We start from the raw sequence: 16,939 nt of genomic DNA, 5'->3' as shown, positions 1-16,939 counted from the left end.
TCGCCTTTTTATATCTCGATTCGCTCCCCGAGAGCGGGCGCGCTCGCGTCGACCCCGTCCTCGCGCAAGTCCGCCGCGAACGCCTCGCAGCGGTCGCCGTGGTTGATGAGGACCCGCGCGTCGCGGTACGACGCGAGGAACGACTCCAACCCCCCGCGGTCGGCGTGTGCGGAGAAGTCGAACGACTCCACGCGGGCGCTGACGGGCCGGACCTGTCCGTTTATCGCCAGTCGCCCGTGGTCTTGGAGCTCTCGGCCCGGCGTCCCCTCGACCTGGTACCCGGTGAGCGTCACCGCGTTGGTCGGGCTCCCGCGGATCTTCGGGAGGTACGAGTGGACGGGGCCACCGGCGAGCATCCCCGACGTGGTGATGATCAGCTCGTTGTCGGCGGCGATCCGCTCGCGCTGGCCATCGCGGCCCGTGACGAAGCGTGCGGCACCCTTCGCCTGGCGGAACGCCTCGGCGTCGCGCAGAAAGTCGGGGTACTGGCGAACCAGTCGCGTCACCTCGATACCCATCCCGTCGACGTAGGGGGTCAGGTCGTTGGCGGCGGCGACGAGCATGAGCTCTTGGGTCCGCCCGATGGCGAACGCGGGCGCGACGACGGTCCCGCCCTCCCACATCGTCGTTTGCACGCGCTCGGCCCATCGCTGTTCGACCGCCTGCCGGTCCTCGTGTGTCACGTCCGCGTACGTCGCCTCGCAGATCACGGCGTCGGCGTCGGGCCGGGCCGTCGTCCCCGACACGAGCCGTTGGTCGTCGGTGTGGAAGTCGCCGGTGTACAGCAGCGTCGTCTCGCCGTCGTCGACGAGGACGTGTGCGGAGCCCGGAATGTGGCCGGCGTTGAAAAGCGTCACCTCGTAGTCGGTCCCCCCGGCCGAGACGACGAACGGCTCCTCGTAGCCGTGCCGCCGTTCGACCTCGCCGAGCCGCGCGACGTGCTCCTCCGAGAAGGGACAGCGCGGGCTCGTCCCGTGGAGTTTCAGCGTGTCCCGCGCCAGCGTCCGCGTCAGGTCCGCGGTCGGCGGCGTCCAGTGGATCGCGGGCCGGCGGTCGCCTTTTACGAGCGCCGGCACCGCGCCGACGTGGTCGAGGTGGCCGTGCGAGACCACCACCGCGTCGGGTTCGGGGTCGCGGACCGGGTACTGCGGCGGGTCCGCGGTCAACAGGCCGTAGTCGATGAGCAGCGCGTCGTCGACGAGCACCGCGCTCCGACCGACCTCGCGGGCGCCGCCCAGAAACTCGACCTCCATTGCCGGCCCGTAGCCGCCCGTCGCGTTAGTGTTCGTCGGTCCGGTCGCCGTCGAGCCGCGCCGAGCCGCGCCCGGCGACCGGCAGCGGCCCGACGAACCACACCCACGCGGCGAGCGCGATCGCGCCGGGCAGTTCCGGCAGCGCCAGGCCCGTCACCGGCCACCACCCCGCGAGGAACGTCGCCCAGACCGCGACGTGAACCGGCACGAAGGCGAGCGCGAGCGCGCCGGTCGTCGTTCCCCGTCGGAGCGCCCCGTCGACCGCGAAGGTGGCGGTGAGGAGCGCGTAGAACCCGATCGCGGCCGGCGCGTGCAGCGGCTCGGTGAGATCGAAGCGCCCGACCCCCGCCATCGCGACCATCGCGAGCGCGAGGAGCGCGGCTCGGCCGGCAACGCCGACCCCGCGCCGCGCCGAGGTCGCCCAGACGCCGACCGCGTACCCGACGCCCGCGGCGCCGCCCAGCATGAGCCCCCAGTTGAACGCGGGGGCGCTCCGCGGGCGGACGCCCAGGTCCGAGAGCGCGTCGGCCGTCCACGAGAACGTCGGATCGAGAAGGATCGCGGCCGCGACGCCGCCGAGCGCGAACAGCGTGGCCGCGGCGCCGAGCGCGCGGACGAGGTCGGAGGCGTCACGCTCGGCGCGTTCGGTCGGTGGCGCGGCCATCCCGCGGGCGGTCAGTCGAGGCGTTCCGCGGCGTCGCGCTCGACCAGCGGCGCCGCGTTCTCGGCGGGGAGGGTCACGACGTCCTCGCTGGCGAGGTCGTACTCTCGCTCGTCGACGCCGAAGATGGAGCCGATGTCGCGCGTCACCCTGACGGTCGCGCGGTCGGTGGCGGTCGAGTCGGCGACGCCCGTCTCCGCGTCACTCTCCCCTGCGTCGCTCGTTGCTTCGTCACTCGTCGCTTCGTCACTCGTCGCTTCGTCACCCGTCCCTGCGCCGCCGGACGGTTCGCCCGTCCCCGCGTCGTCCTCGCCCTCCACGCCGGGCGCTCCGGGCGGGGCGGGCTCCGGCGGGACCGGCGTCGGCCCGTCGGCGTCGCCCGCATCGCGCTGCGGGGCCGAGGCGTCGCTTTTGCTCTCTCCGTCCGCGGCTCGCGCCCCGCCGTCGGTCGAGGCGTCGAGGGCGTCCGTGACCTCCTCGGTCGACCCGCCCATGGCGCCGGCGAGCGCGTCGCCGCGCCCTCCGGACTCGGCCGCCGCGCTCGGCTCGGTCGGCGGCTCGTCCGCCCCTTCGGCCGCCTCCGCTTCCGGGGGCTCGGGGGTCGGTGCGGGCGGCGCTCGGTCCTCAGTAGGCGCGTCGCTCGCGGGACGGTGGGCGTCCGAGTCCGTCGCGGGGGTTCGTCGGCCGGGGGCGTCGGATCGGTTGGCGGCGTCGAGTCCGTCGAATCCGTCGGGGGTGTCGAGTCCGTCGAATCCGTCGGGGGTGTCGAGTCCGTCGCGGGCACCTCACCGGCCAGCACGTCGAGCACGCGCGACTTGTTCTCGGTTATCCGGTCGACGAGGTCGTCGAACAGCTGTCGTTCCTCCGTGGTCATCCCGTCGGCGTCGACCGACATGTCCGCCGCCGCGAACGACGCGAGCTTGACGACCTTGCCGACGCGGCGCTCGTACAGCGCCTCGGCGACCTCCTCGGCGGTCTCGACCTCGTCGGAGAGGCGCCGCACGTCGTCGTCGGAGAACGGCTTCTCGACCTGCTCCGCGCGGCGGTCGCGGGCCGCGCGCAGGTCGGCGACGTAGGCGGCCACGTCGTCGTAAAAGGAGTCCCGCAGGTGCTGGAGGCTGTCCTTGCGGCGTTCCTTCGCTTGGGCCGATCGAAGCTCGTCGAGATTCATCGTTCGGGGGCTTTCCGCGCCTCGCCGCGGGCCATCAGGAAGACGCCCACGTGTTCGGGCACGGTGTTCGTACCGGGTTCAACTCTCGTGCGCTCGCCGTTTAATTCTACCGTCCGATCCGCGTCGGTCTCGATCCGGATATCGCGGCCGACGAACCGGTCGGGAACCGCGTCGCGGAGCGGGTCGAACTCGGCGAGTTCGTCCCGATTTAGGGGGGTGACGACGAGCCCGGAGCCGCCGTGAAGCGTCCCCGGCAGCCGGATGAGCCGACGCGTGTCGGTGGTCACCGGCTCGTCGATCGGCGCGGTGTCGGTCGCGGTCACCCGCGCGGCGAGCGCGGAGACGAGTCGGCGGACGCCGGGGCCGCCGGCCTCCACGTTGCCCTCGCGGACCGCGGTGGGGTTGCGGTCGAAGGCGCCGAGGATCGTCTCGGCGCGCCCCTCGCCGATCCCCTCCAGTTCCATCAGGCGCTCGCGGGCGTCGGCCTCGTCCATGTCCCGGAGGTCGTCGGCGTACTCGACGAGCGCCGCGTGGACGCGCGCGCCCCACCCGCCCTCGGTCCGGAGGACGCGCTTCGTCGTCCCGCGCTCGGAGACGGTGCGAATCAGCCCCTCGGTGTCGAGGTCGATGGCGCGCACGTAGTCGACGACCTCGCGGCGCGCCTCGCTGTCGAGTTCGCGGACGCTCTCGTCGCGAACGTGGACGTGGTAGCCGCGGCCGCCGGAGAAGACGACGGTGCAGTCGTCGAACGCGAAGTCGTCGTCGAGGAACTCTAAGAGCCGCAGGAGGGCGTCTTTACACGCGGCGAGCATCTCGGGGTAGCTGGTCTCGGCCGGGTCCACGCCGGGGAGGTGGTCGGCGTCGAGGTCGAAGACCAGATCCGCGGAGCGCCAGCCCTTCTTCGACATCGTCGAGGCGCCGGGGTCGTCGTACCGGGCGGCCGAGAAGTACGCGTGACGGGGCGCGTTGTCGGCAAAGAACGTGTCCACGTCGCCCAAGTCGTACAGCGACTGATGCCGGAGCATCGTCGTGCCCGACCCCGGCGTCCACGGGATGTGGCCCCACTCCCGGAGGTTCGCGTCCGGCGGGAGCACGGGCGAGGCCCGGCGGTAGTAGTCGCCGAACCGCCCCTTGAGGTACTCGCGCGTCCGGTCGTCCATCGTCTCCTTCGCTACCGGCGGTCGACGTATCAACGTATCGTTCGGGAGCGAGCAGGGGCGGATATCCCCGCCGGAGAGCCGCCCGCGAGTCACTCGATTTCGCGGATCACCCGCGCCGGATTCCCCCCGACGACGACGCGGTCCGGCACGTCGTCCGTGACGACCGCGCCCGACCCGACCACGGCGCCGTCGTCGACGCGCACCCCCGGATTGAGCACCGCGTTCCCCCCGATCCACACGTCGTCGCCGACGCTCACCGGCTCGGCGCGCTCGCGGCCCGCCGCGCGCTCCGCCGGGTTGAGCGGATGCGTCGACGTGTACACCTGCACGCCCGGTCCGAGCATACAGCGGTCGCCGAACGTGACCGCGTTCGCGTCGAGGAACACGCAGCCGTAGTTCGCGAAGAAGTCGTCGCCGACGGCGACGGTGTAGCCGTAGTCACACCGGAAGGTGGGGTGGACGACCGGGTCGTCGCCGACCTCGTCGAACAGCCGTCGAAGCAGCGTTTCGCGGCGTCTCTCGGCCGCCTCGCTCGTCGCGTTGTACCGCCGGGCGAGGTCGCGGGCGCGCGCTCGGTCGGCGACCAGCTCCGGCGCGCTCGGGTCGTACGGGTCTCCGGCGAGCATCCGCTCCGTCTCCGTGGGCATACGCCCGAGAGCGGACGCCCCGACATAGTGGTTCGCGTCGCGGCGGCCGCTCGCCGCTGCGCCGATTCTTAAACCGCCGTCACCCACGCCCGGTAGTCGTCGTCGAGCTCGTACACCTCGCGGAACGCCCGCTCGACGAACCCCGCGACGCGGTTCGCGTCCGACCGCGCGGTGACGACGGCGTTCGTCCCCTCCGCCTCCTCGGGGCTCACCAGTTCGTCGATCCGAAACTCCGGGAACTCGCCGAGGAGAGTTTTTAAACGGTCCAGCTCCGCGTCGGTGCAGTCGACGATGAGCTCCGTGCCCGCGAGTTGGATCCACGGCGGCACCTCGCCGCCCTCGGTGGTGTCGCTGTCGGGGTCGATATCCACCGTCATCACCTCGCTCGACCGCGCGCGGTGGGCGGTCGCCGCGTCCGCGAACAGTTTCAGGCGCTCCCCCTCGGTCGCGGCGTCGAATCGGGTCATGTCCGCTGCTCCGCGCCGCCGGGTCTTAAAAATCGGCACCCCGCCCCGACGCGAGCGACCCGGCGACCGGTCAGTCCCGCTCCGTCTCCGCGAGCACGTCCTCGGCGATGGCCGCGGTCCGTTCCGCCGTCCGGAGCCAGTCGTCGATTTCGCCCGTCCGGATGAGGTCCAACTCGGGTTCGTCGAGCCCGTCGCGCACCACGGCGGCGCGGCGGCGGCGCGCGTACGCCTCGTCGCGCGCGAGCTCGCGCACCGACCGGAGCGTCGCCACCGTCTCGTCGCCGGCGACCCGCGAGACCAGCGGGATCAACTCGTCGATCTCGTAGGCCAGCTCGTCGCCGGCCGCGGGCGGCCAGTCGAGCGTCAGCGGCTCGGCGTCGAGCCGCTCGACGTAGGTGCGGTGGACCGCGACCGCGGTCCGGAGCGCGCCGGGATCGTCGACGTAGTGTTCCAGCTTCGAGTTGGAGTAGTCCGCGTACTCCAACAGGGTCGGTAACGGCTCCTCGCCCGCCTCGTACTCGTCGACGTACTCGCGCAAGTCGGTCGGCGGCACGTCCGCGTCGACGAACGGCGTCCCGTCGGCGCGGTCGAGGAACGCGAAGACGTCTCGGGCCGACGCCGACTGATAAAAGTCGGCGAACTCCTCGCGGATCGCGTCGTTGTACGACTCGACCGGCGCTCGCACCGCCTCCACGTCGGCGTCGAGGTCGGCGTCGGCCATCTCGGCGACCTCGCGCAGCTCTTCGAGGCGGGCGTCGAGCCCCTTCCGCGCCTCCCGCGCCTTCTTGCGCGCGGCCCGGTACTCGTCGAGTGCGTCGTCGCGGTCCGTGAGCAGGTCGACGTACTCTCCCGCCGGTTCCAGCGCCTCGCGGGCGGCCGCGAAATCGGCCTCGGAGAGCCGGCGCTTGTCGACCGCCTCGTCGGCGGCGGCGAACGCGTCGGCCGCGAGCGCGTCGTCGTCGACGTCGACCGCCTCCCCGAACTCCCCGCGGAACTGAACGTACGAGCCGAAATCGCCCGTGCCGACCGCGTCGTCCTCGTACTGGTCGAGGACGCGGTGCGCCTGCCGGTAGGTGTCGGCGGCGGCCTCGATCCGGTCGCGTCCGATCTCGGCGATCCGCGCTTCGATCCGCGCGAGTTCGTCGTACCGCTCGCGCAAGGTCGCGGCCGCCGCGCCGGCGTCGCGAACGGGGTCGTCCGCGTCCGCCATCAGTACACCTCGTCCGGGTCGAACACCCGGTCGCCGACGTGCTCGCCGTCGACGGTGCGGTAGAAGCACGAGCGGTGCCCCGTGTGACACGCCCCCACGTTCTGGTCGACGAGGTAGAGGAGCGTGTCGGCGTCGCAGTCGACCCGCACCTCGCGCACCTCCTGGGTGTGGCCGGAGGAGCCGCCCTTGTGCCACAGCTCGTCGCGCGACCGCGAGTAGTAGTGGGCCTCGCCCGTCTCGCGGGTCCGTTCGAGCGCCGCCGGCGAGACGTACGCGAGCATCAGCACCTCGCCCGAGTCGGCGTCCTGTGCGATCGCCGGGACGAGGCCGTCCTCGCCGAAGTCGACCTCGATCGCGTCCTGCCCCGCGTCGGCGTCGGTCATGTCTCGCCCGACGCGTGGGGCTCGAATAGGCCTTTTGTCTGTCTACCCCCGCCGCAACACCAGCGCGTCGCCGTCGGCGTACGCGTCGGCCCGCCGGTCGACGACCGCGAACGACAGCGACTCGTACAGCGAGAGCGCGGCGTCGTTGTCCGGGTGCGCCTGCAGCGTCACGGGGCCGGTCGCGTCGTCGATGACGGCGGCGAGCAGCCCGCGGGCGCGTCCCTCTCGGCGGTAGTCCGGATCGACGACGAGCTCCGCGAGGTGGACGCCGGGGCGGTTCGGCGCGTCGACCGGGAGCAGGTAGCCGACCGCCCGCCCGTCGGCGACGCTGACGAGCGCCGAGCCGACCGCGAGCCCGTACTCCAACAGGTCCGCGTTCGGCTGTCGGAGGTGCGACTGGAGCTCCCGGATGCGGTCGGCGTCGCCCGGCCGCGCGGCGCGGACTCTCGGATCCGTCGCGCGGCCGTCGTCGCCGCGGCCGCCGGCTGACCCGTCCGTCATCTCACACCCCCACGCCGAGCGCGACCGCGGCGACGACCGCGACGGCGGCGCCCGAGAGCGTCGCGAGGAAGTTCACCGCCTGGTTCCCGACGCGGTCCCCCTCGATCAGCGCGCCGAGGAGGCTGTCGACGGTCATCCCGGCGAGGCCGGCGAGGACGACGAGCGCGCCGCCGAGGACCGCCCCGCCGATCGGCATCCAGAGCCCGGCGAGGGCGGCGACGAGGGCCGCGCCCGCGATTCCGGCCAGTTCGCCCTGCCACGTCACCGCGCCGTCGGTGCCCGGTTCGACGCGGCGCAGGGTCGTTATCAGCCGGGGACCGTCGTACAGTCCCCCGATCTCGGACGACAGCGTGTCGGCCATCGCGGTCGCGGTCGCCCCGGCGAAGGCGAGCGCGAAGAGCGCGCCCGGCACGTCGACGTGGGCGGTCCCCGCGTAGCCGACGAGCGCGGCGAGCGCGACCGCGGAGTTGGCCAGCACGTTCCCGGTGCCGCGGGCGCCCTCGTTCTCCTGTGCGACGCCCCGGCTCGCCTTCTCGTCGAAGCGGTACTTCGAGGCCAGCCCGCCGATGGCGTAAAAGGAGATGAGGGTGGCGAACCAGCCGAGCCCGCCGAGGACGACGGCGAGCAGCGCCGACAACACGCCCGTCAGCATTCCGGGGACCGAGGCCGTCCCGAGCGCGAACGAGACGTAGCCGAGCCCCCCGCTCACCGCCAACCCGAAGGCGACGAGCGGGACCGTGACCGCCGGGTCGAGCCAGATGAACCCCCAGACCGCGAACGCGACGAGGATCATCGTGATGTGCGCGTCCCGGTCGAAGACGAGCGACCTGACGAGCGCCGCCGCGAGCGCGGCCACGGCGGCGAGGAAGGCGACCTCCGGAAGCCCGCCGACGAGTCCCGACCCCTCCGTCTGGAGCCGCACGCCGACCTGTCCGGCGGCGGCCCCGGCCGTCCCGGCGCCGACGTAACTCGCCACGAGCGTGAACTCGTCGTCGGTGCGCCCGGCGGCGACGGTGCGGCCGAGCCGTCCGACGCCGACCGCGAGGGCCGCGGCGGCAAACGCCTCGTGCGGGAGCGGCGCGCGGGGGAGGGACGCGAACAGCGCGAGGCCGCCGGCGGCGACCGCGAACGCGACGAATCCGTAGAGGCGTTCCTCCTCGCGGTCTCCCGGCAGCGCGAGCGTCTCGAACCACTCGCCGTCGCGGACGCCGAAGAAGGCGAGGCCGGCGACGGCGAGGAACGGCACGGCTGCGGCGTCGCCGAGAGCCGGCGCGAGAACGGCGACCGCCGACACCGCGGCGAAGACACTCGCCCGTCGAAGCCTCCGTATCACACCCTCGGCTACCCGCGACGCGCACTTAACGGTCCCGACAGCGCTCGGGGGCGCACCCGCTCGCAGTCGGTCGATCACCGGCGGTCGGCGCGCTCGCGACGGCTCGGCGACCGCGAGTGAGCGCCCGGACCCCTCAGTACCGGTACTCGTTGAACTGCACCGCGTGGCCCTCGATGACGCGGACGGCTTCCTCCGGGTCCTCCTCCTCGTCGCTTCCCTGCTCCCCGTGTGAGGTACCCCCTCTCATACGTCATCGGTTATCGTGGTAGTTTATAAGGGTTTTCCACGGCGTGAAAGTGGTCGTTCGGGAACGTCGGCGAGCGGCGATGGGCGGTCGTCCCCGCCTCACCCGAGCAGCCGGTCGACGTCGCCGAGGTCTTCGAGCACGTGGTCCGGAGAGACGTCCGCCGCCGCGACGGCGGCCTCGTCGGTGACGCCGGAGAGGACGAGCGCCGTGGTCATCCCGGCGCGCTCGCCGAGCGCGATGTCGGTGTCGAGGCGGTCGCCCACGACGAGACACTCCTCCGGGGGATACGGCAGGCGCTCGCGAACCATCTCGATGGCGGTGTCCGAGGGCTTCCCGAGGACCGCGTCCGGTTCGCGCTCCGCGACTCCGGCGATGGCGTTGATGACGGCCCCGGACCCCGGCACGTCGCGGTCGGGCGCGGGGATGACGACGTCGGGGTCGGTGCCGATGAACGGAATTCCCCTTTCGAGCGCCCACAGGGCCGTACAGAGGTCCTCGTAGCCGAACTCGCGGTCGATGGACGCGACGAGCGCGTCCGCCTCGTCGACGTCGTCGGTCGTCGCGAGCCCGGCCGCCGCGAACTGGTCGAGCAGTCCGGCCTCGCCGATACACAGCAGGTCGTCGTCCGCGTGGTGCGCGCGCAGGTAGCGCGTCGTGACGGCGCCGGCGGTGAACACCTGGTCCGCGTCGGCGTCGTAGCCGGCGGCGCCCAGCCGGTCGACGTACGCCGGCGGCGCCTTCGTTGGGTTGTTCGAGACGAACAGCGTCTCGACCCCGGCCTCGCGGAGCCGCCGGTACCCCGCCGGCGCGCCCGGTATCGGCTCGTCGCCTCGCACGACCGTGCCGTCCACGTCCAAGACGGCGCCGCTGAACTCCATACCGTCGCTCGGGGCGCCACGCTCGTAGGCGTTGCGCCGCCCCGCGTCCCGCCTCGGCCCCCCGGTTCGCCGAGTCGCGTTTCATATCCGATACCCGTTTCACCTTCGGGATAACGGAAGCGTAAAGCGGGGCCGTTCCCAACCTGTCTTCACTGTGACGACGACTCAGGTGACGCTGGTCCAGATCGACAACTACGGGCCGTGGACGGTGACGCCGGAGCCCAGACGGGAGATGGACCTCCAGACGCTCCAGTCGCGACTCTTCGCCGACGTGGCCCAGTTCGTCGGTCCGCGGGACGCCTACGTCTTCTCCACCCGCTACGACAACATGATCGCCGTGACGAACGGCCTCGACGGCGCGGCTCACGCGGCGCTCCAAGAGTCGGTCGGGAACCGCTACCCGGTGACCGTCAGCCTCGGCACCGGCGTCGCCGAACGACCGATAGACGCCTTGGAGTCTGCGAACCGCCTGATCCAGACCGAGGGAAGCGCACAAGACGAGACCCGAAGCGAGGTGCTCGCCGGCGACTATCTTACCGAGACCACGCCGTCGGACCTCCAGATCGCGCACTTCGACGTGGTCGACGTGACCGGGAAGTACACCGACCGCGGCAACGAGTTCGACACGTTCCTCGCCGTCGAACGCGCGTACGGGTCGCTGGCGCGGTACCTCCGCGAGCGCCACGGCGCCCTCTCGTTTTTCGTCGGCGGTGACAACGTCGTCGCCGTCTGTCCGGATCTGCCCGAAACTGCCTTCGCCGACGCTGTCGCGCACGTCGCCGACGACGCCGACATCGAGCTACAGGTCGGCGTCGGTCGCGGCGCCTCGGCTCACGAGGCCGGCTTCGCGGCCAAACACGCTCTCGAAGCCTGTCGCGACGACGGCACGAGCGTCGAACTCGCCGGCGCGCCGGTTCTCAGCGACTGACCCCGCCGGACGACTCCCGTCGCCAGCCTGTTATCAGGAGTAATAATCTAACTGAGATATTTTTATACTCCTGGTCAGTACGCTCGGATAACATGTCTGATGAGATAGTGTTCGTCTGCACCGCGGACGGCTGTGACGCAGGGCCGTGGGAGGGCTCCCACGACGCCATGGCGCACTGCGCCGAGTACCCGGACCACGGCTACACCGGGCGCCCGCGCGACGCGGTCGACGACGTGATTCCGGCGACGGCGACGCGGAAGCGGGACAACCGAAACCTCCAGCACAAAGGGCACCCGAAGGGCGCGCTCGCCCAAGACGACTGATCGGTCCGCTTCTCGCCGGCCGCGGCTGCGGAACTCAGGCCTTCTCGAAGAGACCAAGGTCCTCCGCGACGAGGTCCGCGAGCTGGTCTTTCAGCGCCGGGTCGACCTCCGCGATCTCCTCGCCGTCGTGTTTTCCGTCGTTGTGTTTTTCCAGTGCGTCCGCCACGTCGGACAGGGCAACGCTGGTCTCCGTCCCGCACTCGCTACAGCGTATCGGGACGGACGGTTCGTCGGTGGACATAGTCGAGCAATTACGGGTCGCGGATATATGCCTTCGGGGCGCGCCCGCGCCGTGGCCCGGTTCGGCTCGAACCGCCAAGGTCAGGGCCGTGGGGTCGCTACTCGCTCGCATGCGCGTCCTCGTGACCGGAGCGGCCGGCGGCATCGGCGGCGGCGTGGTCGGAACCCTCGCGGCCGCCGGTCACGAGGTGATCGGCCTCGACCGCGACGCCGACGGGCTGGCCGCCCTCCCCGACTCCGTGGAGACGCACGCGCTCGACTTGCGGGACGGCGCCGCGGTCGCGGAGCTGCTCTCCGACCGCGACCTCGACCGCGTCGTCTCCTGCGTCGGCGGGTACGAGATCGCCGCGGTCGAGGACACCACGCCGGACGCCTTCCGCCGGCAACTCGACACGAACCTGACCGCGGTCCACACCGTCGTCCGGGCCGCGCTCCCCGCGCTCCGCGAGCGGTCCGGGCGAGCGGTCGTCGTCGGGTCGATGGTCGGCTCGACCGCGCTCCCCTATCACGGCGCCTACAGCGCCGCGAAGGCCGGCCTGCGCGGGTACGTCGACGCGCTCCGCCGCGAGGTCGAACCGCACGGCGTGACCGTCGCGTTCGTCGAGCCCGGCCCGGTCCCGACCGGGTTCAACGAGCGCGCGGCCGCGGGGATCACGGAGCGGCGGGCGGACGCCGACGGGCCCTACGCCGACGCCTACCGCGACTTCGAGGGGTACGCGCCGGCCGCGACCGACCGCGAGACCGTGGTCGAGGCGGTCGCTGACGCGGTGACGACCGATCGCCCGCGGGCCGTTACCCGAGTGAGCCGGCGGGCGCGCTGGCTCCCGCGCTTCGCGGCCGTGATCCCGGACCGGCTCTACGACCGGCTGGTTCGCGCCGGGCTGCCGGGCGGGGTCCTCGGTCGGCTGATCGACCGCTAACGTCGCTTCCGGGCCGAATTGACCGGACCCGGCCGCGACGGCTGTCGGTTCCGGTCGGACCGCGCCCGGTGTCGATGACTCCCAGTTTCCGGGTCGACTCGCAAACCCCTAAGTCCCGGAGACCCAAGTCGACGTATGGTCGAGGCACCACAGACCGAGGAAGGGTGGTTCGCGCTGCACGACTTCCGGTCTATCGACTGGGACGCGTGGCGCGACGCCCCCGAGAGCGAGCGAGAACGGGCGATCGAGGAGGGCGAGGCCTTCCTACAACACCGCGAACTGGTCGCCGACGCCGAGGAGGGCGACTCCGGGCTGTTCTCGGTGGTGGGCCACAAAGCCGACCTCCTCTTCGTCCACTTCCGCCCGACGCTCGACGACGTGTCGTCGATCGAGCGCCGGTTCGAGGACACCGCGCTCGCGAAGTTCACGGAGCGAACGACCTCCTACGTCTCCGTCACCGAGGTCTCCGGCTACGTCTCGGACGAGTACTTCACCGAGCCGGAGTCGGTCGACGAGGGGCTCAAACGCTACATCGAAGGGAAGATGCGCCCGGAGATTCCCGACGACGAGTACGTCTGCTTCTACCCGATGAGCAAGCGGCGCGGCGAGGAGTACAACTGGTACGACCTCTCCTTCGAGGACCGCGCCGACCTGATGGCCGGGCACGGCGAGGTCGGCAAGGAGTACGCCGGGAAGATCAAGCAGGTTATCGCCTCCTCCGTCGGCTTCGACAGCCACGAGTGGGGCGTCACGCTGTTCGGCTCGGACCCGACGGACATCAAGGACATCGTCTACGAGATGCGCTTCGACCCCGCCTCCTCGCGCTACGGCGAGTTCGGCGAGTTCTACATCGGGCGGCGGTTCCCGCCCGCCGATCTGGGCGCCTACCTCGCGGGCGAGACGGTCCCGACGCCGGACGGCGACGCCGACGGCGCTCACGGCCACGCACACGAGGAAGGCGGGCACCACGGCGACGGTCACGGCGGGGAACACGCCCACGGCGGCGCCGGCGGCTCGGCCCACGGCGACCACCCGCACGCGGAAAGCGAGGCGGGCGGCGAGGGGGACCACCCGCACGGTGACGACGAAGCGGGCGGCGAGGGCGACGACGACGACGACATCCGCGGTGAACTCGCGGATCTGGACATCTACGCCGGCAAGCCGCACGGCGAGGACGTGTACGCGACCGTCCTCTACAGCGAGGCCGACGAGGACGAGCTGTTCGACGAGGTCGAGGGGCTCCGCGGCAACTTCGACCACTACGGCACGCACGTGAAGACGGCGGTGTACGAGGGGCGCGTGACGGACCGCGCCGCCGTCGTCTCCATCTGGGAGACGGCCTCCGCGGCCGAGACCGCGGCGGGCTTCCTCTCGGAACTGCCGGGCATCGTCGCCCGCGCGGGCGAGGAGTCCGGCTTCGGGACGATGGGGATGTTCTACACCGTCAAGCCCGAACACCAGGGCGACTTCACCGACACCTTCGACGACGTGGGCGACGTCCTCGCCGAGATGGATGGTCACGTCGAGACCGACCTGATGATGAACGTCGAAGACGAAAACGACATGTTCATCGCCAGCCAGTGGCAGGCGAAGGAGGACGCCATGGGATTCTTCGGCTCCGACGAGTTCCGCGAGACCGTCCAGTGGGGCCGCGAAGTGCTCGCCGACCGACCGCGACACGTCTTCTTAGCGTAAGGCGGGACGCGGCCGGGATTTAAAAGGTGAGTCTGCGGTCGCGTACCGCTTCGAGAGAAGAGTCTGCTACGTCGACACGTCGATTCCGCTGTACGTCGACTCTACGTCTTCTGGATCGTTCGTCCCATCCACGAGACCGCTCTGGTCATCGCAGTCGTTCGTCAACACCAACTCTGCGGTGAGTTCGCCGCCGGTCAACTGCCCCTCGTCATCGTAGTACTCCCCGATCGGAATCTGATAGCGGACCCGTCCGGAGCCTTCCTGATAGTACGGCTCACCGAGGTCCGTCACGTTCGTTCCCCAATTTTGGGTGCCCGCAAGGCGGATCATCCGGCTTTCGTCTTGTCCTTCGGCAAACCCGACCGCATGAATCTCACAGACCACGTCGCTTTCGAACGTCACAGACAGCGTCGTGTCCGGCGTTATTGTGTAGGATTTGTCAGTTTGGGCCCATTGGTTCCCCTTTATTTTGACTGTCCGTCCGTTCTGCGATACCGTGGCAGTCCCATTATCACTGCCTGGGTTGACGTCTCCCGACGCTTTGAGCCCCCCACCGTTCGTCCCCAGGTCGACACCGAGAACCGAGACGGTGCGCCGCCAGTTTCCGATCGGCTGCTTGCTCGCCTCGTCCACCAGGTACACCGTGTACGAACTGGCAGACGCGGTGTACAGCAGCGTGACGCTCTCACCGACGGTCAGGCGGCCGTCGGCGTCGCTGTCAACCGCGTCGGACAGCCGAATCCGCTCCGTGTTCCCGTCGTTGCCATTTAAAACGACGACGGTGTCGCTCGCGTTGAGCGACTCGCCCGACAGATGGGTGAACACGAGCGACGAGCTGTTCATGTCGAGATTGAGCGCCGTACTCGGCGCGGTACGCGGCGTGTCGCCGACCGTGTTGGACCCGGCAACGAAGATGGTCCCACCGACAATGAACACGATCGCCACGAGGAGCACCGTGGCGACGACGGTCGACTGTGCCCTCGAATCCATTATTTAAACCACGACGGTGGTAGGTATAAACCATACCGCATCCACCGTCGCGAGACAGCGGCATCGACCGCCTGTTTTTAACTATCGCCTCGGCGAACGGGTGTCTATGTTCGACACGATCGTGGTCGCGACCGACGGCTCCGACAGCGTCCGCCGGGCCGTCGAGGTCGCGATCGACGTCGCCGTGCGGTTCGACGCGGAGGTTCACGCCGTCTACGTCGTTGACAGCGGCGAGGTCGAGTCCACGCCCGACGAGGTCCGCGACGACCTCCGCGAGGCGCTCGACGACCGCGGCGCGGCGGCGATCGACCAAGTGACCGACGCCGCGACAGCCCACGACGCCGACATCTCCATCTCGACCGAGGTTCGCGAGGGCCGGCCGGCCGCCGAAATCTCCGACTACGCGCGCGGTGTCGACGCCGACGTGGTCGCGATGGGCACCCGCGGCAGACACGGGGAGAACCGATTCCTCATCGGCTCGGTCGCCGAGCGCGTCGTCCGGACCTGTCCGATCCCCGTCCTCACCGTCCGCCAACTCACCGACGAGGACCCGCGGCGGACGACGATCTGAGCGCGGACACGCCCGCGACCGCCGGAGAACGGCGGAGTTTTCCCGCTCCCGACCGGTTCGCCGGTATGGACGACGAACTCATCGACGAGGGGAACGTTCCCCGTTCGCGGTACACGCGGCTGCCCGGCAAGGGCTTCTTCTATCCGGACTCGCTCGACGAGGAGCGCGCCGAGCGACGCGCACGCGAAGCCATCGAGGGGAGCGAAGCCGTCGTGATCGCCGACGGCGACGCCGACGGCCTCGCCTGTGCGGCGATGGTCCGCGAGGCGTACGACGCCGCGCTCGACCCCGACTCCTTCGAGGCCGCCATCGCCGCCCGGCTCGACGATGGGGCGGGAGCGGGTGAGGGAGACGCCGCCGACGAGGCCGGCGACGGCGACGAATCGCGGGACGCCGACGACACCGAGGACGCGCACGCCGAGTCCGCGGTCGGGCTGGTCGCCGCCGGGCCGTACTCCATCGACACGTCGCTTGAACGCGTGCTCGCGTACGCCGACGACGATATCGATCTGTTCGTCTGTGACCTCTGTCCCGACGACTACGAGTGGATCGCGGAGCCGCTGGAGGCGCTCGCGGAGACGACCGCCTCGATCCGGTGGTTCGACCACCACCAGTGGGACGACGAGACGGCGGCGGCCGTCCGCGACCTCGGCGTCGATCTCGTGGTCGGCGAGTCCGACGAGGAGTGTACCGCCGACGTGGCGCTCCGCTCGCTCGATCACGAGTTCGACGACCGCTGGAGCGAACTCGCGACCGTGACCCGCGATCACGACCTCTGGATCAAGGCGGACCCCCGCTCCGACGATCTGGCCGACTACTCGTACTGGGCCGGCAGCGAGGAGTACGCGACGATCGTGGGCGCGTACGGCGCCGACCTCCCCGAGACCGTCCAGTCGTTCGTCGCCGATCGGCGCGTCGAGAAGCAGGCCCGGATCGACGCCGCCGTCGACCGAGCCGTCACCCACGAGGTCGACGAGTGGAGCGTCGCCGTAACCTACGGTCGCTGTTCCCAGAACGAAGTCGCCGAGTCGCTCCGCGAGCGGGGCGCCGACGCCGCCGTGATCGTCAAACCCGCCGGCTCGGCGTCGATCCGCGGCTCCGAGGAGTTCCAGCACGCTCACGAGGTCGCCGGGAAGGTGAACGGCGGCGGCCACCCGCAGGCGGCCGGCTGCAAGCCCGACATCTACGACGACATGCTCGACTACGCACAGCACTGGACGACCGAGGGACAGGCCTGCAAGCGCGTCATCCTCGCGGCGTTCGAGGCGGTCGCGGACGAGGTCGCGGACGGCGACGCGACCGACGCGGAGTAGGCGGGATCGTTCCGGCTCCGGTGGCGCTGCGACCTGCCCGCGTCAACC

19 protein-coding genes are annotated in these 16,939 nt (G+C 70.9%); 6 read left to right on the top strand and 13 right to left on the bottom strand.

The genetic code is table 11. The features are described from left to right. Positions 1 to 8 precede the first annotated feature (8 nt). From DOS48_RS24525 to DOS48_RS24475, 11 genes are all read right to left on the bottom strand, one after another. Positions 9 to 1,253: an MBL fold metallo-hydrolase gene (locus DOS48_RS24525; protein WP_127118222.1), complete on the bottom strand. Its 1,245-nt coding sequence runs from the start codon at positions 1,251 to 1,253 to the stop codon at positions 9 to 11. Between the two features lie 25 nt (positions 1,254 to 1,278). Next, entirely contained in the window at positions 1,279 to 1,917 is a 639-nt protein-coding gene (locus DOS48_RS24520; protein WP_127118221.1) for a DUF998 domain-containing protein, read from the bottom strand. 11 nt (positions 1,918 to 1,928) lie between these two features. Beyond that, the gene (locus DOS48_RS29410) at positions 1,929 to 2,408 is read right to left on the bottom strand and encodes a hypothetical protein (protein WP_244629336.1); all 480 of its coding nucleotides are present in this window, start codon (positions 2,406 to 2,408) and stop codon (positions 1,929 to 1,931) included. Between the two features lie 673 nt (positions 2,409 to 3,081). Further along, on the bottom strand, positions 3,082 to 4,245 hold the full coding sequence (gene priS, locus DOS48_RS24510; protein ID WP_127118220.1) for a DNA primase small subunit PriS: 1,164 nt from the start codon (positions 4,243 to 4,245) through the stop codon (positions 3,082 to 3,084). Positions 4,246 to 4,334: 89 nt separating this feature from the next. After that, positions 4,335 to 4,892 carry a sugar O-acetyltransferase gene (locus DOS48_RS24505; protein ID WP_127118219.1) on the bottom strand — a complete coding sequence of 186 codons (558 nt, stop codon included), beginning with the start codon at positions 4,890 to 4,892 and terminating at the stop codon, positions 4,335 to 4,337. A 68-nt stretch (positions 4,893 to 4,960) separates the two neighbouring features. After that, the gene (locus DOS48_RS24500; protein WP_127118218.1) at positions 4,961 to 5,359 is read right to left on the bottom strand and encodes a hypothetical protein; all 399 of its coding nucleotides are present in this window, start codon (positions 5,357 to 5,359) and stop codon (positions 4,961 to 4,963) included. A gap of 70 nt (positions 5,360 to 5,429) precedes the next feature. Further along, on the bottom strand, positions 5,430 to 6,569 hold the full coding sequence (locus DOS48_RS24495; protein WP_127118217.1) for a hypothetical protein: 1,140 nt from the start codon (positions 6,567 to 6,569) through the stop codon (positions 5,430 to 5,432). Further along, the gene (gene hisI, locus DOS48_RS24490) at positions 6,569 to 6,952 is read right to left on the bottom strand and encodes a phosphoribosyl-AMP cyclohydrolase (RefSeq protein ID WP_127118216.1); all 384 of its coding nucleotides are present in this window, start codon (positions 6,950 to 6,952) and stop codon (positions 6,569 to 6,571) included. The genes DOS48_RS24495 and hisI overlap by 1 nt, the downstream gene beginning before the upstream one ends. Before the next feature lie 42 nt (positions 6,953 to 6,994). Then, positions 6,995 to 7,453: a GNAT family N-acetyltransferase gene (locus DOS48_RS24485; protein WP_127118215.1), complete on the bottom strand. Its 459-nt coding sequence runs from the start codon at positions 7,451 to 7,453 to the stop codon at positions 6,995 to 6,997. A gap of 1 nt (position 7,454) precedes the next feature. Next, complete coding sequence (locus DOS48_RS24480) at positions 7,455 to 8,786, bottom strand: DUF92 domain-containing protein (RefSeq protein WP_193309114.1); 1,332 nt, start codon at positions 8,784 to 8,786, stop codon at positions 7,455 to 7,457. 345 nt (positions 8,787 to 9,131) lie between these two features. Further along, positions 9,132 to 9,911: an HAD-IIA family hydrolase gene (locus DOS48_RS24475; protein WP_127118214.1), complete on the bottom strand. Its 780-nt coding sequence runs from the start codon at positions 9,909 to 9,911 to the stop codon at positions 9,132 to 9,134. Between the two features lie 154 nt (positions 9,912 to 10,065). On the opposite strand from DOS48_RS24475, the gene DOS48_RS24470 reads away from it, so the two are divergent. Both DOS48_RS24470 and DOS48_RS24465 read left to right on the top strand, forming a co-directional pair. Then, complete coding sequence (locus DOS48_RS24470) at positions 10,066 to 10,839, top strand: GTP cyclohydrolase III (protein ID WP_127118213.1); 774 nt, start codon at positions 10,066 to 10,068, stop codon at positions 10,837 to 10,839. Between the two features lie 92 nt (positions 10,840 to 10,931). Further along, a complete protein-coding gene (locus DOS48_RS24465; RefSeq protein ID WP_127118212.1) occupies positions 10,932 to 11,162 on the top strand; it encodes a hypothetical protein in 231 nt (76 codons plus the stop codon). A 34-nt stretch (positions 11,163 to 11,196) separates the two neighbouring features. Here DOS48_RS24465 and DOS48_RS24460 read toward each other — a convergent pair whose 3' ends face one another. Beyond that, positions 11,197 to 11,403, bottom strand: coding sequence for a hypothetical protein (locus tag DOS48_RS24460; RefSeq protein ID WP_127118211.1), 207 nt, complete (start codon positions 11,401 to 11,403; stop codon positions 11,197 to 11,199). 109 nt (positions 11,404 to 11,512) lie between these two features. Here DOS48_RS24460 and DOS48_RS24455 point away from each other — a divergent pair, with 109 nt between their 5' ends. Beyond that, the gene (locus DOS48_RS24455; protein ID WP_168654262.1) at positions 11,513 to 12,322 is read left to right on the top strand and encodes an SDR family oxidoreductase; all 810 of its coding nucleotides are present in this window, start codon (positions 11,513 to 11,515) and stop codon (positions 12,320 to 12,322) included. A gap of 135 nt (positions 12,323 to 12,457) precedes the next feature. Continuing rightward, the gene (locus DOS48_RS24450; protein ID WP_127118210.1) at positions 12,458 to 14,017 is read left to right on the top strand and encodes a heme-binding protein; all 1,560 of its coding nucleotides are present in this window, start codon (positions 12,458 to 12,460) and stop codon (positions 14,015 to 14,017) included. Positions 14,018 to 14,083: 66 nt separating this feature from the next. Here DOS48_RS24450 and DOS48_RS24445 read toward each other — a convergent pair whose 3' ends face one another. After that, positions 14,084 to 15,007, bottom strand: coding sequence for a type IV pilin N-terminal domain-containing protein (locus tag DOS48_RS24445; RefSeq protein ID WP_127118209.1), 924 nt, complete (start codon positions 15,005 to 15,007; stop codon positions 14,084 to 14,086). Positions 15,008 to 15,113: 106 nt separating this feature from the next. Between DOS48_RS24445 and DOS48_RS24440 the strand changes: the two genes are divergently transcribed. Together DOS48_RS24440 and DOS48_RS24435 are read left to right on the top strand one after the other, a co-directional pair. Beyond that, positions 15,114 to 15,578: a universal stress protein gene (locus DOS48_RS24440; protein WP_127118208.1), complete on the top strand. Its 465-nt coding sequence runs from the start codon at positions 15,114 to 15,116 to the stop codon at positions 15,576 to 15,578. Between the two features lie 65 nt (positions 15,579 to 15,643). Further along, positions 15,644 to 16,891 carry a DHH family phosphoesterase gene (locus tag DOS48_RS24435; RefSeq protein ID WP_127118207.1) on the top strand — a complete coding sequence of 416 codons (1,248 nt, stop codon included), beginning with the start codon at positions 15,644 to 15,646 and terminating at the stop codon, positions 16,889 to 16,891. Positions 16,892 to 16,939 lie beyond the last annotated feature (48 nt).

It is taken from the genome of Halorubrum sp. PV6 (genome assembly GCF_003990725.2).
In the GTDB taxonomy this organism is placed as follows: domain Archaea; phylum Halobacteriota; class Halobacteria; order Halobacteriales; family Haloferacaceae; genus Halorubrum.
Note: the sequence above shows the minus strand (reverse complement) of the source record. Positions and strands in the feature narration are given on the sequence as shown.

What these genes read in the sequence shown, in the direction of transcription:
- DOS48_RS24525 (WP_127118222.1), bottom strand. Translation starts at nt 1,253, where the DNA reads ATGGAGGTCGAGTTTCTGGGCGGCGCCCGCGAGGTCGGTCGGAGCGCG.
- DOS48_RS24520 (WP_127118221.1), bottom strand. Translation starts at nt 1,917, where the DNA reads ATGGCCGCGCCACCGACCGAACGCGCCGAGCGTGACGCCTCCGACCTC.
- DOS48_RS29410 (WP_244629336.1), bottom strand. Translation starts at nt 2,408, where the DNA reads ATGGGCGGGTCGACCGAGGAGGTCACGGACGCCCTCGACGCCTCGACC.
- priS (WP_127118220.1), bottom strand. Translation starts at nt 4,245, where the DNA reads ATGGACGACCGGACGCGCGAGTACCTCAAGGGGCGGTTCGGCGACTAC.
- DOS48_RS24505 (WP_127118219.1), bottom strand. Translation starts at nt 4,892, where the DNA reads ATGCCCACGGAGACGGAGCGGATGCTCGCCGGAGACCCGTACGACCCG.
- DOS48_RS24500 (WP_127118218.1), bottom strand. Translation starts at nt 5,359, where the DNA reads ATGACCCGATTCGACGCCGCGACCGAGGGGGAGCGCCTGAAACTGTTC.
- DOS48_RS24495 (WP_127118217.1), bottom strand. Translation starts at nt 6,569, where the DNA reads ATGGCGGACGCGGACGACCCCGTTCGCGACGCCGGCGCGGCGGCCGCG.
- hisI (WP_127118216.1), bottom strand. Translation starts at nt 6,952, where the DNA reads ATGACCGACGCCGACGCGGGGCAGGACGCGATCGAGGTCGACTTCGGC.
- DOS48_RS24485 (WP_127118215.1), bottom strand. Translation starts at nt 7,453, where the DNA reads ATGACGGACGGGTCAGCCGGCGGCCGCGGCGACGACGGCCGCGCGACG.
- DOS48_RS24475 (WP_127118214.1), bottom strand. Translation starts at nt 9,911, where the DNA reads ATGGAGTTCAGCGGCGCCGTCTTGGACGTGGACGGCACGGTCGTGCGA.
- DOS48_RS24465 (WP_127118212.1), top strand. Translation starts at nt 10,932, where the DNA reads ATGTCTGATGAGATAGTGTTCGTCTGCACCGCGGACGGCTGTGACGCA.
- DOS48_RS24460 (WP_127118211.1), bottom strand. Translation starts at nt 11,403, where the DNA reads ATGTCCACCGACGAACCGTCCGTCCCGATACGCTGTAGCGAGTGCGGG.
- DOS48_RS24455 (WP_168654262.1), top strand. Translation starts at nt 11,513, where the DNA reads ATGCGCGTCCTCGTGACCGGAGCGGCCGGCGGCATCGGCGGCGGCGTG.
- DOS48_RS24450 (WP_127118210.1), top strand. Translation starts at nt 12,458, where the DNA reads ATGGTCGAGGCACCACAGACCGAGGAAGGGTGGTTCGCGCTGCACGAC.
- DOS48_RS24445 (WP_127118209.1), bottom strand. Translation starts at nt 15,007, where the DNA reads ATGGATTCGAGGGCACAGTCGACCGTCGTCGCCACGGTGCTCCTCGTG.
- DOS48_RS24440 (WP_127118208.1), top strand. Translation starts at nt 15,114, where the DNA reads ATGTTCGACACGATCGTGGTCGCGACCGACGGCTCCGACAGCGTCCGC.
- DOS48_RS24435 (WP_127118207.1), top strand. Translation starts at nt 15,644, where the DNA reads ATGGACGACGAACTCATCGACGAGGGGAACGTTCCCCGTTCGCGGTAC.